The organism is Larkinella arboricola, assembly GCF_003259745.1.
Taxonomy (GTDB): domain Bacteria; phylum Bacteroidota; class Bacteroidia; order Cytophagales; family Spirosomataceae; genus Larkinella; species Larkinella arboricola.
In genome coordinates, this window is the sequence record NZ_QLMC01000010.1 from 44366 (window position 1) to 57936 (window position 13571).

Annotated in this window: 10 protein-coding genes; 4 read left to right on the forward strand and 6 right to left on the reverse strand. The window is 52.1% G+C overall.

Annotation, left to right across the window (positions count from 1 at the left end):
* Positions 1-17 precede the first annotated feature (17 nt).
* From LX87_RS26700 to LX87_RS26710, 3 genes are read right to left on the reverse strand one after another with little or no spacing between them, the layout of a single operon-like run.
* Entirely contained in the window at positions 18-1004 is a 987-nt protein-coding gene (locus LX87_RS26700; RefSeq protein ID WP_111631372.1) for a hypothetical protein, read from the reverse strand.
* Positions 1001-1939: a dihydrodipicolinate synthase family protein gene (locus LX87_RS26705; protein WP_170139477.1), complete on the reverse strand. Its 939-nt coding sequence runs from the start codon at positions 1937-1939 to the stop codon at positions 1001-1003. Before LX87_RS26705 ends, LX87_RS26700 begins: the two co-directional genes overlap by 4 nt.
* Before the next feature lie 13 nt (positions 1940-1952).
* Positions 1953-2672, reverse strand: coding sequence for a FadR/GntR family transcriptional regulator (locus LX87_RS26710; protein ID WP_111631374.1), 720 nt, complete (start codon positions 2670-2672; stop codon positions 1953-1955).
* Positions 2673-2987: 315 nt separating this feature from the next.
* On the opposite strand from LX87_RS26710, the gene LX87_RS26715 reads away from it, so the two are divergent.
* From LX87_RS26715 to LX87_RS26730, 4 genes are all read left to right on the forward strand, one after another.
* Complete coding sequence (locus LX87_RS26715; RefSeq protein WP_111631375.1) at positions 2988-4370, forward strand: sulfatase family protein; 1383 nt, start codon at positions 2988-2990, stop codon at positions 4368-4370.
* A 10-nt stretch (positions 4371-4380) separates the two neighbouring features.
* Positions 4381-5757, forward strand: coding sequence for a sulfatase family protein (locus tag LX87_RS26720; protein WP_111631376.1), 1377 nt, complete (start codon positions 4381-4383; stop codon positions 5755-5757).
* A gap of 96 nt (positions 5758-5853) precedes the next feature.
* Positions 5854-6621 carry a helix-turn-helix domain-containing protein gene (locus LX87_RS26725; protein WP_170139478.1) on the forward strand — a complete coding sequence of 256 codons (768 nt, stop codon included), beginning with the start codon at positions 5854-5856 and terminating at the stop codon, positions 6619-6621.
* Positions 6622-6790: 169 nt separating this feature from the next.
* Complete coding sequence (locus tag LX87_RS26730; protein ID WP_111631378.1) at positions 6791-9256, forward strand: TonB-dependent receptor; 2466 nt, start codon at positions 6791-6793, stop codon at positions 9254-9256.
* Positions 9257-9371: 115 nt separating this feature from the next.
* On the opposite strand, the gene LX87_RS26735 is transcribed toward LX87_RS26730, so the two are convergent.
* The 3 genes from LX87_RS26735 to LX87_RS26745 all read right to left on the reverse strand — a co-directional run bounded on the left by LX87_RS26735 (position 9372) and on the right by LX87_RS26745 (position 13555).
* The gene (locus tag LX87_RS26735) at positions 9372-10385 is read right to left on the reverse strand and encodes a glycoside hydrolase family 43 protein (RefSeq protein WP_229310834.1); all 1014 of its coding nucleotides are present in this window, start codon (positions 10383-10385) and stop codon (positions 9372-9374) included.
* A gap of 77 nt (positions 10386-10462) precedes the next feature.
* Entirely contained in the window at positions 10463-12367 is a 1905-nt protein-coding gene (locus tag LX87_RS26740) for an alpha/beta hydrolase-fold protein (protein WP_229310835.1), read from the reverse strand.
* Between the two features lie 72 nt (positions 12368-12439).
* Positions 12440-13555 (reverse strand): alpha/beta hydrolase-fold protein, encoded by a 1116-nt coding sequence (locus tag LX87_RS26745; RefSeq protein WP_111631381.1) that lies wholly within the window; start codon positions 13553-13555, stop codon positions 12440-12442.
* Between the last annotated feature and the right edge of the window lie 16 nt (positions 13556-13571).

Genomic DNA, 13571 nt, shown 5'->3' on the forward strand with positions numbered 1-13571 from the left:
TAGGAATAATCGTCGTTTTATATATCGGCCGAACGCGCCCGTTTTTCCAGTTGAAGCAGGGCGTAAGCGGCTGCGGCCTGCACATCCAGGTTCTGCGGATGATCGCGGGCATGAACCGACTTCGTGGTGTCGGAAACGGTTTCAATCCGGTTTTCGAGGTTGAGATACCGTAGCAGCAACGAAACATCGTCGGTGGTGCCTTTCCGCGCCAGCGCCCGACACAATTCGATACGGTCTGCTTTTCGGTCGGAGTTTTGAAGTGTCAGCAGCCGTTGCCGAATCCGATTCAAAACATCAGCCTGCTTTTCGATTGGCGTGGGCGCCAGGGCGTAAGCCGTACTCAGCAGGTAGGCGGCTGCTTCCGATTGGTCGGGTTCGTCCAGGGCAGCCTGGGCCAAAACGGGCCACTGATGGGCCGGAAGGGCTCCGATAAATCCCAGCGCATAGGCCGCCAGTTTGCGGGAAGTCTGGTTCGTAGACCGCACCGCTGCCAGCAAAGAATCGTACGCGACGGGTTGCGAAGGCTCTTTTGGCAAGGCCATTCCCCAACGGACGAAATCCGCCAGAACTCCTCCCCCAGCCTGATCGTTCTGAACCGGGTTTGGCCCAAAATGCAGAAAAGAATACGACAGTTTGGCCAGGGTTTCAGCAGCATGGATGCGGTCCGGTCCCGTTGTGTCGAGATAAGCCCGTTTGATCCGGTCGAGCCAGCCCTGCTTTTCCGCTTCATGGCTCGCATTCAGGTAGCTGGCCCGCCAATAGCCAATCCGTTTCTGAGGCTCGTTCTGGAAACTGGCCAGACCGGTTTTGATCAATGCGTCGGCATCCTCCCGAAAACCCGACTCGATCAGGTATTCGACGGCGTGAACTTTTACCCAGAAATCGTCGCATACGGCCACGTCTTTCAGAACCTGAATACAGGTTTCCGTTTGGTGGGAGGTTTGGCTGGAGGCCGTGCACCCCAACATGGCTACCGTGACCAGAACGAGGCTCCGAAGTTTCATAAACCAACAAGTCTGGATTCGGTGAGTAATTCAAAAAAGTCCGTCTTTTGCAAATCCTGCTCCAGTTGCTGCCACTCGGCAGACGTCAGGTTCCGGAGCGGAGTCCGGCAGGGGCCACAGTCGAGTCCCGCCAGCTTCAGAATGGCTTTTCCACCCACTACGGCATTGACGTACCGCAGCATCACCGTCACAATATCAATAGATTGCATCTGATAAGCCCGGGCAGCGGCAAAATCGCCGTCCTGATACGCTTCCATGAGTTTGTGGTACACCTCCGGAATGAAATTGAAGGTTGTCCCAATGGCTCCCTGAACGCCCAGCACCAGACCGTTGATCAGAATTTCGTCGTGCCCGTGCAGCACGTCGAAGCGACCGCCCTGCAACGCCAAGCACTGGTGCATATCCATGAAATCGGTATAGGTAAACTTGACCCCCGCGAGGTTCGGAATTCGCTTCGAACCTCGCTCCAGCAGCTGATTTACTTTGATATGCGCTCCGGTAGCAACGGGCAGGTGGTAGTAATAAAACGGCAATTCAGGGGCCGCCGAGGCCACCTGCTGACAGTAATCCACGATGACATCGACATCCGACGACGTTAGAAAACAGGGTGCCATACAGCCCACGGCATCGACCCCGATTTGCTGGCTATGGGCCGCCAGTTCTTTGGAAATCTGCACACTCGTGCTGCCGACGTGGACGATGATTTTGAAGTCAGCCGTGCCGTGAACGGCCCAGGCTTCCGCCATTGCTTTCCGCTCCTCGACCGAAAGCAACATGCCTTCGCCCGACGAGCCATTAACAAACACGCCGGCCACACCCTGCCGTTTCAGGCGGTCGGCGTACGTGCTGACCAGCGCCGGATTGATGGAACCGTCGGGGTGAAAAGGAGTAAAAACCGCAGCGATCAGCCCGTTTATTTTGGGGTAATTAATCATATAGGATAAAAAATTAGTTGGGTATATCGGGCGTATGGATGGTTTTAATGTATTCGACATAAGCGATCAAATGGTCCTCCACCGCCTTACGGTATCCTTCCAGATCGCGGGCTTCCAGATACGGAATGAGGTCTTTGTGCCGGACCAGTCGCCGTTCGGGCTGACTGCCCTTATTAAATCGGTCGAAATCCTCGAAATTTTCGTTGACGTACTTGAAAACCGGCAAAATGATATTCAGAAAATCGAGCATCACCCGGTTTTTGGTAATGGCGTAGATCTTGGTGTGAAACTCCCGTTCCATTTCCACATTCACCTTCAGGTAGCTGATATTCTCCTCCTTGGCTACAATCCGTTTCAGTTCCTCAATGTCATGATCGGTGATGTTGTTGACGATCAGGTTGGCACATCCAATTTCCAGTGAAACCCGCATACCCAATAAGTCCAGGATGGTTTCTTTACTGAGGATGAAAGGGTTGACCACCTTTTGGAAACTCGTCATAACATTGGGTTGCGAAAGGACAATTCCCCGACGCTTTCGGCTTTCAATTAATCCCAGCATTCGCAGGCGACTCAAAGCTTCCCGAACCACATTTCTGCCGACATTATATTTCTCCGCCAGTTCCAGTTCGCTCGGAATTTCATCGCCGGGCGTTAACTTCCTATCGGTTATATGCTTGATAATCAAACTCTCAAGCCCGTCCACCAGCGTACTATTTCTGAGGATCTCATCCATACAAATCAATTGGTATATGTACTATAAGTAGTATATGTCCTACAATATTAAGCGTTTTTTTATTTTTATGAAAAATTTCCTGACTTTATAGAATTTTTATTCCACCGAGATACCGTTAGTGAGTTTGATCTGGGTTTTAAAACGTATCTTTTCTATCTCCTACAACCCCGACGTATTGCCCCAATTTGTATTTATACGAAAAGTTCTGCCCATTTTGGCGGCCTGTTTTTTAATTTGCATCCATCTGGACGGCCGAACAGATTTTATTACTAAGCTGGAATAAACTCCGGGACCTAACCCTTGTAACCCTTGCAGATGATGAGTGCCAAAAGCTGGAAAACCGTTTGGATAGTCGGTCTTGTTCTGGGCCTTGCCCTGAAAGGCATTGCCCAAGATCGGCCCTCACAAGCCCCGAAACGTCCCAATATTGTTTTTATCATTACGGATAGCCATCGCTCCGAGGCTCTGGGGATTCGGGGTAATCCCTTTGTTCAAACGCCTAATCTGGACCGGCTGGCCCGCCAGGGCATCCTGTTTAAGAACGCCTATGTGACCACGGCGATCTGTGCCGTCAGCCGGGCCAGTATTCTCAGCGGACAGCATCGGGCGCGGCATCAAATCAATGATTTTACCACCGGATTTTCCGGCCCAGCTTTAGAGAACACCTACCCGATGGTTCTGAAAAAGGCGGGCTATAAAACGGCCCAGATTGGTTTTCTGGGCGTCGGGAAAAAACCGCCCACCGAGCTTTTCGATCATTGGGAGGGCAGTATACCCTGGATGACTGAAGATGGGCTTCACCAGACCGACCACGTCACCCGCAAAGCCGTTGATTTCCTGGAGAAACACCAGTCGGGCGGCCCTTTTTATCTGGCCCTGTCTTTTAACGCGGCTCACGAAATTGACGGTGTGAACGGGAAACCGGCAACGTACCTGGTTCAGGAGCGGTATAAAGACCTGTACAAGGACGTGACCATTCCGGTACCCACCACGGCGGCACCGGAATACTGGAACCACTTCCCCGACTTCTTCCGGACAGATCAGAACATTGGAAGGGCCCGGTGGCACGGCCTGTTTTCGACCCCCGAACTCTTTCAGCAGAACACCAAAAACTATTACCGTCTGATTACGGGTCTGGACGAGTCGGTGGGGGTTATTGTCGCCAAACTCAAAGAATTGAAGCTCGATGAGAATACCATCGTCGTCTACACCAGTGATCACGGCTTTTCGCTGGGTGAACACGGCCTGATGGGGAAATGGTACGGGTTCGAAGCCTCCACGCACGTGCCGTTGATCATCAACGACTTACGACCTTCTTCGAAATGGCATAGTGTGCAACCGGAGCAGCTCGTCCTCAACATTGACCTGGCTCCCACCCTATTAGGCTTTGCGGGCGTTCGGGCACCGGAGGGGATGCAGGGAACGAATTTGATGGATCTGCTGGCGGGGAAAGCCGCCGAACGAAAACACTTTTTTTATGAACACACGGTATTCACCAGTCCGGCCTTACCCAAAGTAGAAGGGATTATCTCGAAGGATTTCAAGTATTTCCGGTATACCGAGCATGAGTACGAATCGCTTTATGATTGCCGGAGAGACCCCGAAGAAACCCGCGATGTCGCCCGCGACCCCGGCTATAAAAAGCAGTTAGCCCGGATGCGCTCGCTGTACCTCACCGAAAAATCAGCGATTGATTAAAGCCCTCTGTATGAACCCGGCCTTTCTATTGCTGAGCCTGTGCCTTTTCTGGCAAAGCAAAACGGCAAAAACCGCCCGCCCTGCCCCTGCGCCAAATATCATCTTTCTGCTGACGGATGATCAGCGGCATGATGCGCTGGGAGTTATGGGCAATCCTTACATCCGGACGCCGAATATCGACCAGATGGCCCGCCAGGGCATCCTGTTTAAGAACGCCTATGTGACCACCTCCATTTGCTCGGTTAGCCGGGCCAGTATCTTAAGTGGTCAGTACCTGTCGCGGCACGGTATCGACGATTTTGCCAGGGATTTCAGCCCCCAGGCCCTCCAGAATACCTACCCTTTACTTCTCAAAAAACGGGGCTATACGATCGGCTTTGTTGGCAAGTACGGCGTCGGAGAGAATCCACCGGAAAAGGAATTTGACTTCTGGGCCTGCAACCGCAAGGGGCAACCGCCTTATGAGTACCGGCGACCCGACGGCAGCCTGATTCACCATACCGACAGCGTTGCCATTGGCATTCATCAATTTCTCAACCGGTTTGGCAAAGCGTCTCCTTTCTGTCTGTCGGTTAGTTTTAAAGCGCCCCACGAACTCGACGGCAATCCGCCCACCTATCCGGTGCAGGAGCGTTTTAAGAGCTTGTATAACGACCTCACCATTCCGCAACCCGAAACGGCTGACCCTACGTACTGGAACCGCTTCCCGGATTTTTTTCGGACCGATAAAAACATTGGCCGGGAACGATGGAAACCGCTGCTTTCTACCAATACCCTGTACCAGCAGACGGTTAAAGATTATTACCGGCTGGTAACGGGCGAGGATGAGGTCGTTGGTAAATTACGCCGGCAACTCGATAGTCTGGGTGTGGCCGATAATACCGTCATCATTTACATGGGCGATAACGGTTTTTGCCTGGGAGAACACGGTCTGGAGGGGAAATGGTTTGGCTTTGAAGAATCCATCCGGGTGCCGCTGATCGTGTATGATCCCCGAAATTCGGCACAGAAAGGACGAATCGAGAACAAAATCGCCCTGAATATCGACATCGCCCCGACGATCTTACAACTGGCCGGTAGCAAAGTCCCTGATCAAATGCAGGGGATTGACCTGAATAGGATGGTCCTTTCAAAAGACCGGGCTTTCGAGCGGCAGGAGTTTTTTTATGAGCATACTTTTATGGGCAGCCCCCGATTGCCCAAAGTTGAAGGGATTGTTCGAGTCGATAGCAAGTACATGCAGTATATTGAACACGGGTACGAAGAACTGTACGACTTAAAAGCTGACCCCCACGAAAAACAGAACCTCGCTTCTTCTCCGGCTTATCAGCCGAAATTGGAAGCGATGAGAAAGCGCTATGCGGTTCTTAAAAAGCAGGTAAAGTAAGGTACTGATTGTGTAGACGTAGTACGCAGCTATATGATTGATCAGATTAAGGTAAAGTCAAAAATCGATTCAGGGGTACTCTTTAAAATCTCACGTATGAAGCCGGTGATTAAAACAACCCAGCCTCATGGTCATAAGGATTACCACGAGATCATCTTCCTGACCGCCGGAGCCGGTGGACACTGGATCGATGTGAATCAGTATCCGGTAGCGGCCAATACGTTGTATTTTATCTTGCCCGGGCAGGTGCATTGCTGGGCGTTGACGCAGGTTCCGCAAGGATTTGTTCTGATGTTTCGAACCGACTTTCTGGTAGAAAATCGCCTGGATGAAGCGGAATTGATCCAGTTGGGCCATCTTCTTAACGGTTTCAGCCTGACACCCCAGCAAGCTGAGGAGATTAATGCGTTACTGAACAGCATGGAAGCGGAGTACAACACGGCCGTCGCAAATAAGGAAAAAATCATTGGAGCGTATTTGCAGATTATCCTGCTAAAACTTCAGCATATTGCCTCTCAGTTGCCGGATGCCTTAAGCCGGGTCGACTCCCCGCTGGTTCAGGCTTTCGGGCAGGCGCTCGAAAAAGGGTATACGACCAAACGGCAGGTGCAGCAATACGCCGATTTACTCTCCGTATCGCCCAAATACCTGAATGACCTCTGCAAAAAAGCCACGGGGCAAACCGCCAGCCAACTGATTGAACAGCGGGTGGTGCTGGAAGCCAAAAAGCAGTTGATTCATACGACCAAAAACGTTTCCGAAATCGCCTTTGAGCTCAATTTTCAGGACCCGTCCCACTTTTCTAAATTCTTCAGCCGTTGCAGCGGCATGACTCCGACACAGTACCGCGAGCGCATCCGGTAAAATAAACGGTGTTCTGACGACGGCAACCTATCCTAAAATTTGTGAATGTGGAAGGGTTCCTTGTGCAGTTCGCAAATCGACCAGCATTCTTCCGATTACGACCTTTTCAGCGGTTAGCCAGCGAGTACCTTTGCAGCCTTCTGGATAATCTATGGCTTTTGTATACTGAATGAAAACGGTCGTCGGTGCGATTCTTTCCCTTTTCTTTTCCCTTTCTCAACTATATGGTCAATCGGCCACCATTGAAGGCGTTGTCCGGGACAAAACCGATCAGGCACCGCTGGAGTTTGCGACCGTCGCGCTGCACCGAACCACGGACAGTACTCTGGCCAACGGAGCCGTTACCGACGCAAAAGGACGGTTTTCCTTCACAAAACTCAATGCCGGGCGGTATTATCTGCTGGTTACCTTTCTGGGATATCAGAAACAAATCGTTTCGGATATCACCCTGACCACCGATGGGCTTATAAATGTTGGTGTTATTTCCCTGCCAGCCAGCCCGGGATTGTTGCAGGAAATTCAGGTGAGCGGTCAGAAGGCGGCTGTTTATCACCAACTCGATAAGCAGGTGTACAACGTCCGGCAATTTCAATCGGCCGTGGGCGGGACGGCTTTGGATGTGCTGAAAAATCTGCCATCGGTTACGGTAGACGGGCAGGACGGCATCCGCGTCCGAGGAGCATCCGGTTTTCTGGTGCTCCTGAACGGAAAACCGGTGCAGGGAGATGCAACGGTCCTGCTGAGTCAATTGCCGGCTAACGGTATTGAAAACATCGAAATTCTAACCACACCGTCGGCGCGGTATGACGCCGACGGACGGGCGGGGATCATCAACATTACCACCCGCACGGGGCTGGATGAAGGGGTAACCCTGATCGTCAATGCCCAGGGGGGATTGCCCAGCCTCAATGACTTTGATAACCAGGAGCGCCCACAGCGTTATGGGTCGGATGCCACGCTGAATATCAAGAAACGAAAATGGGATATTTCGCTGGGTGCCAGCTACTACCAAAACGATCTGGCGGGTCGGCGGGTGGGCGATGTAAACACTACCCTGGGCAACCGTTTTACCTCGTTTCCTTCGGATGGTGAACGCAGCACCCAAAAGCAGGCGTATTCGGGCCGGGCCACCGTTAGCTATAACCCTACGAAGCGGGATGCCTTGCAGCTTGGCCTTTACCATGGGGCCAGGACCGACTACCGCCGGGCAGACATTACGTATAACAATACAACCATTGATCGGACAACGGGGCAGTTGATAGGCCGGACGACTTACTACAATGCCAATCTGGTCAAAAAACAGGGCACGTTCTCGCTGGGTAATCTGGATTATACGCATCAATTTTCGGATCAATCAACAATTTCGGTATCCGGTCTTTACGAAAAAGATCAGCTATCGGGTTTTACCCGCAACCTGAACCTGCGCAACAGTGAGTCGAACGATACGCTGCAATACACGCTAAACACCAACGAGCGGCCTCTGACGGGCTATCGGTTAAAGGCCGATTACGCCCGGAATCTGGGGAAGGGAAAGCTCGAAGTGGGTTATCAATACCGGTATTTCAGCGATCAGGGCGCGTTTCTCTATCTGCAAAAAGACCGGCCCGGCCAGCCGTTAACCTCCTTTCCGGATTTCAGCGGGACGGTATTGGTGAAGAATATGATCCAGTCGGTGTATGGACAGTACGCAGCCACCGTGAATCCCAGGCTATCCTACACGGCCGGTTTGCGCTACGAATACGCCACTCGGGACCTGCGGATTGAAGGCCCGACCGTTTCGCGCTTTCCGCTCACTTTACGGAATCTGTTTCCGTCGGCCAACCTGCTTTACAAATTCAATACTCAATGGCAACTGAAAGCCGGTTATAGTCGCCGGGTGCAACGCACCACCAGCCTGGAGCTGAATCCGCTGCCCGAACGTGAACACTCCGAGACGCTTGAACAGGGCGACCCCAATCTTCTGCCGGAGTTTGTTAGCCTGGCCGAGGCCGGTGTCATTTACAGCGGAAAGAAAAGTTCGGTATTTGCCACGCTGTACTACCAGGGTATTCAGAACGTTGTCAACCGCGTCAACAGTGTCTATGCCGATACGATTTTAAACCGGATTTACACCAATGCGGGCAACGCCCGACGCATCGGACTGGAGGTTGGGCTGGACCTCAAACCCGTTCGCTGGTGGAAGCTGTATACGGGCGCAAACCTTTATGATTACCGGATTGAGGGAAGTTTATTTAACAACACCGTTCGGGTCAACAATTCCAGCCTGGTTTATTCGGTAAACGTCAACAGCAGTTTTCAACTGGCTCCGAGCTGGACGCTACAAACAACCTTGAATTACCTTTCGCTCCGGGCAACCGCGCAGGGGGAAGACTCTCGCTTTTTCTCCCCCAATGCGTCGGTCAAGAAAGGCTTTTGGGGCGGGCGGTTGTCGGCCATTCTGCAATGGCAAAACATAAGTATGGGCTGGCTGGCCAGCAACGAGCAGCGCATCAGCACCTGGGGGCGGGATTTTTACACAACCACCAATTACATTTACGAAAAAGACGTCATCATGCTGAGCCTGACCTATCAGCTTAATCAGCGGGGGAAAAAACTGAAGTTTGCCGAGAGCGAATTTGGTGAGAAAGAGTTTTAGAAATTTCTTACCGCGATCTCCTGACGATGTCTTTCCTCGTTAAAAGAATAAGCGCCTGCCAATAACCCATACCGCTTTGGCTTAAATAACAAGCCAAAGCGGTAAAAAAGGTTGATCACTTGTAAGCATCAATCGTTTTAATGGTACCGTCGGGATTATGGGTCAGCTCGGTTACTTTGACATTCCGAAGGTGCGTCTTTCCGGAGAGCTGGACATCGTGGTAAAACAGATACCATTTTTTGCCTACCTGCACGATGGAATGGTGGTTGGTCCAGCCCAAGACGGGTTTCAGCACAATGCCTTTGTAGGTAAACGGACCATACGGATTGTCGCCGATGGCGTAGCAAAGGTTATGGGTGTCGCCGGTTGAATACGAGAAATAGTACTTACCGTTGTATTTGTGGAGCCAGGCGGCTTCAAAAAACCGTTTGTCGTTCTCTTTTTCCAGGAACGGCTTTCCGTTTTCATCCAGAATCTGCACCTCCCGAACTGGCTCGGCAAAGCTTTTCATATCGTCGCTCAGCCGGGCCACGCGGGGCAGGTAAGCCACCTCATCTTTCGGCTTCAACGCTCCTTTCGGATCGTACTGGTTGTTGTTCCACCGCTGCAACTGACCGCCCCAAATACCGCCAAAGTAAAGATAGAATTTGCCATCGGTATCCTGAAACACGGTTGGGTCGATGCTGTAACTGCCCTTGATCGGTTCCGGTTCGGCCTTAAACGGTCCGGTCGGGCTTTTGCTGGTTGCTACCCCGATCCGGAAAATATCCTGCTTGTCTTTGGCGGGAAAATAGAGGTAATACGTCCCGTTTTTATACGTCGCATCGGGTGCCCAGAGCTGTCGGCCCGCCCAGGGAACGTCGTTGAGGTCCAGCGCCACCCCGTGGTCTTTCACCGGGCCACCGATCTTGTCCATCGACAGCACGTGGTAGTCACGCATGGCGAAATGCCCTCCCTCATCATCTTCTTTGACATTCGTGGCGTCAATATCATGCGAGGGATAAATGTAAATCTTGCCGTTAAAAACGTGGGCTGACGGGTCAGCCGTGTAGATGTGCGACACCAGGGGCTTCGAAATCGGATTTTTGCCGCCGTTGGTTTGCGCAAAGGTTGTCAGCGAGCAGGCCATCAGGGCCGCGCCGGTAAGGAATGCGTAGGTTGGTTTCATAAGATGCTATTTCATCCAGGTTAGTAGGTAATCAAGAGTCACTTAAACAGGAGCTGCGCAAACCCAAACAGGTCGTGCCGCCAGACCGGCCAGGTGTGTCCGCCCGCATATTCGCTGTACTGGTATTTGATGCCCAGATCGTCAAACTTTTTCATCATCACCTGACAGTTCTGATGCGCAATATCTTCCTTGCCACCCATTGAAATCCAGAACGTTTTCAGATTGCCATTAATGGTGCTGGCATTGGCTTTCATAAACTCATACTGAGGTTCCGACAGTTTCGGGTTATTGGCAAACCAGCCTGAACTGAACACGCCCAGCTGCGAAAACAGATCGGTATTCTTAATCCCCGCGTAGAGCGTCTGTAAACCGCCCATCGACAGCCCCGCCAGCGCCCGGTTTTTGGCGTCGGTTTGCACCCGGAAGTTGCTTTCGATGAAGGGAATAGCCCCTTGTTTTAGCTCATTCTCGAACATCCGCAGCACATTTTCGTTGAAACCGGCCAGACCGCCCGAGTTGGGTATGTTGCCATCCAGCATCACCACCACCATCGGCTGGGCTTTCTTTTCGGCGATCAGATTGTCCAGAATTACATTTGTTTTCCCCTGAGTGGCCCAGCCGCGCTGGTCTTCACCGCCCCCGTGCAACAGGTACAAAACCGGGTATTTCGCGCCCGACTGATCGTAGCCCGGTGGCGTGTACACGTACATTTCCCGCCAGGTGTTCGACGCTTTTGACCAGTAGCGTTTAATCCGAATGTCACCATGCGGCACATCTTTCAGGGCGTAATAACCGCCGTCCCGATCCGGAATTTCAATACCGCTGGCCATCCGGCCCATGCCGTAAAAGGTTTCGCTGGCCGGGTCGACAACCGCGACGCCATCAATCAGCAACGAGTAATAATGGAAACCCCGGCTGATGGAATCGGTCGTGACGGTCCAGAAACCGCTGGTGTCTTTCACCATGTTGTATTTTTTGCCTAAATCAATCTGCACTTTCTGTGCTTCGGGGGCTTTTACGCGGAAAATAACCCGGTTGTCCGGCAAAATCTGCGGGTATTTGGCGGTACGGATGTTGGTCGAAGCGGGCGAACCCAAAACCGTATACTTCGGCAACGATGCGACGTCAACTGGCTTGAAGAGAAACTGAGAGAACATATACAAACCGTTTTTCCAGACTTTGAAATCATGGACACCCGGTTCGATGTAGTAAACGTGCGGCACATTTTTCTCGTAGAGGTAATCGTGGGTCCGCTTGCTGAACGTAATCAGCCCATCCGCATCCCCGCACGAAATCCAGAGCAATTTCAACTGCTTTCGGGCTTCGTCTGGATTGGGCACCAGCTCTTCCGGTTTTTTGGTGTTGGGGGCCGACGAAAAACCGCCCACCCAGGCAAACTTATCCAGATTGCCCAGACCAAAATTGAGCGATTGACCGCCCCCCATCGACAACCCTGCAATGGCCCGGTGTTCCCGGTCTTTCAGGGTAGAATAGTTTTTCTCCACAAACGGAATCAGATCGTTCAGCAAATCCTTTTCAAACGTAGCGAAGGCTTCTACCTTGTCTTTGTCGAACACATTGCCCACGGCGCGGTCGTCTTTCATGGCTCGTCCGTTGGGCATGACCACGATCATCGGCTCCAGTTTCTTCTCCGCATACAGATTATTCAGAATCACCTGCGGACTGCCCCCTCTGAGCCACTCCTTTTCATCGCCCCCAATACCGTGCAGCAGATACAAAACCGGGTATTTCTTCTTTTTCGAATACCCCGGTGGCGTATAAATCAGGGCTTTGCGCCTTGTACCCACGGTTTTCGACTCGTACTGTACCGAATCCAGTTTGCCGGCAGCAATGCCCGTGCGTACCTGGTCAAACCCTTTGGGCGCTTCTTTTTCGATGGTTTGTGAATAAGCCGTTGACCCCATCAAGGTACCAACCGCCATCACGATGACCAGATACGCCCTGCTCAGAAATAAACTATTTTTCATGGTTCAGAAGAGTTTTTAGGCACTCTTTTATTTAAACAGCAACGGGGCCAGCTCGCGAAGACTGCGACGCCAGGTCTGGAATTCGTGGGCCGTTTTATCGGAAACGTACGAAACCACATTGTAACCGGCTGCTTTTAAGTCAGCGGCCGCCTTATTGACCCGATCCGGATTTTCTTTGCTGCCGCAACTCAGGAAAATCAGTTTGGCCTTTGACTTACCGTTGAGATCGTCGGGCGTATAAACACCACCACTGAGTAGAGCGTAGGCACCAAAAACTTCCGGTTTATTGAGGGTAATGGTGCGCGTTTCCATACCGCCCATCGACAGCCCCGCCATCGCCCGGTTCGACCGGTCGGCGAGGGTGCGGAAATTCGCATCCATGTAGGGAATCAATTCATCGACCAGCACCGTTTGAAAGGGCTCAATCCTGAATTCCTTGATCCGGCCCCATTTCACTTCGTTGGTCATGCCGTAGGTCATCACAATGATAAACGGCTTGATTTTACCCTCGGCAATCAGGTTATCCATAATCAGATTCGCGCGTCCCTGATTGGTCCAGGCGGTTTCATCTTCGCCCCAGCCGTGTTGCAGGTATAAAACCGGATACTTTTTCGATGTCTCTTTCTCGTAACCCGGCGGGGTGTACACAAAAGCGCGTCGCGAAGTCTGGGTGCTTTTGGAGGGGAAAAGAATCTGCTGCACGTGACCGTGGGGAACATCCTTCAGGGCGTAGAAGTCCTGATCATGGGCCGGGATTTCAATACCGCTTTCCCACCGGACCGACCCGTAGTAGTTTAACGTGCCGGGGTCGTTGAAGGTGCCGCCATCAACCGTGAGGTGATAATAATGGAAACCTTCATCCAGCGGTCCGTCGGTGGTGCCGGTCCAGAAACCGTCGGTTCCTTTTACAAGTTTGGTTCCTCCGCGTCCGCCAAGCCCCAGGCTGACTTTCACACTATCGGCCTGGGGCGCCTTGATCCGGAACCGGGCGTAGCCCTGGGAGTTCACCTGCGGGTATTCCTGACCCGGCTGATTTAACGTGGACGGCTTAAAATCTTCCGCCACCGTCTGACTCCCCTGCGCCAAACAGGTTGCGCTCGTTACTGCGGCTGCGAATAATACCGCTATCGTCTTATTCATCATCTGGTTAGTAATTTAG

What these genes read in the sequence shown, in the direction of transcription:
- LX87_RS26700 (WP_111631372.1), bottom strand. Translation starts at nt 1,004, where the DNA reads ATGAAACTTCGGAGCCTCGTTCTGGTCACGGTAGCCATGTTGGGGTGC.
- LX87_RS26705 (WP_170139477.1), bottom strand. Translation starts at nt 1,939, where the DNA reads ATGATTAATTACCCCAAAATAAACGGGCTGATCGCTGCGGTTTTTACT.
- LX87_RS26710 (WP_111631374.1), bottom strand. Translation starts at nt 2,672, where the DNA reads ATGGATGAGATCCTCAGAAATAGTACGCTGGTGGACGGGCTTGAGAGT.
- LX87_RS26715 (WP_111631375.1), top strand. Translation starts at nt 2,988, where the DNA reads ATGATGAGTGCCAAAAGCTGGAAAACCGTTTGGATAGTCGGTCTTGTT.
- LX87_RS26720 (WP_111631376.1), top strand. Translation starts at nt 4,381, where the DNA reads ATGAACCCGGCCTTTCTATTGCTGAGCCTGTGCCTTTTCTGGCAAAGC.
- LX87_RS26725 (WP_170139478.1), top strand. Translation starts at nt 5,854, where the DNA reads ATGAAGCCGGTGATTAAAACAACCCAGCCTCATGGTCATAAGGATTAC.
- LX87_RS26730 (WP_111631378.1), top strand. Translation starts at nt 6,791, where the DNA reads ATGAAAACGGTCGTCGGTGCGATTCTTTCCCTTTTCTTTTCCCTTTCT.
- LX87_RS26735 (WP_229310834.1), bottom strand. Translation starts at nt 10,385, where the DNA reads ATGGCCTGCTCGCTGACAACCTTTGCGCAAACCAACGGCGGCAAAAAT.
- LX87_RS26740 (WP_229310835.1), bottom strand. Translation starts at nt 12,367, where the DNA reads ATGGCGGTTGGTACCTTGATGGGGTCAACGGCTTATTCACAAACCATC.
- LX87_RS26745 (WP_111631381.1), bottom strand. Translation starts at nt 13,555, where the DNA reads ATGATGAATAAGACGATAGCGGTATTATTCGCAGCCGCAGTAACGAGC.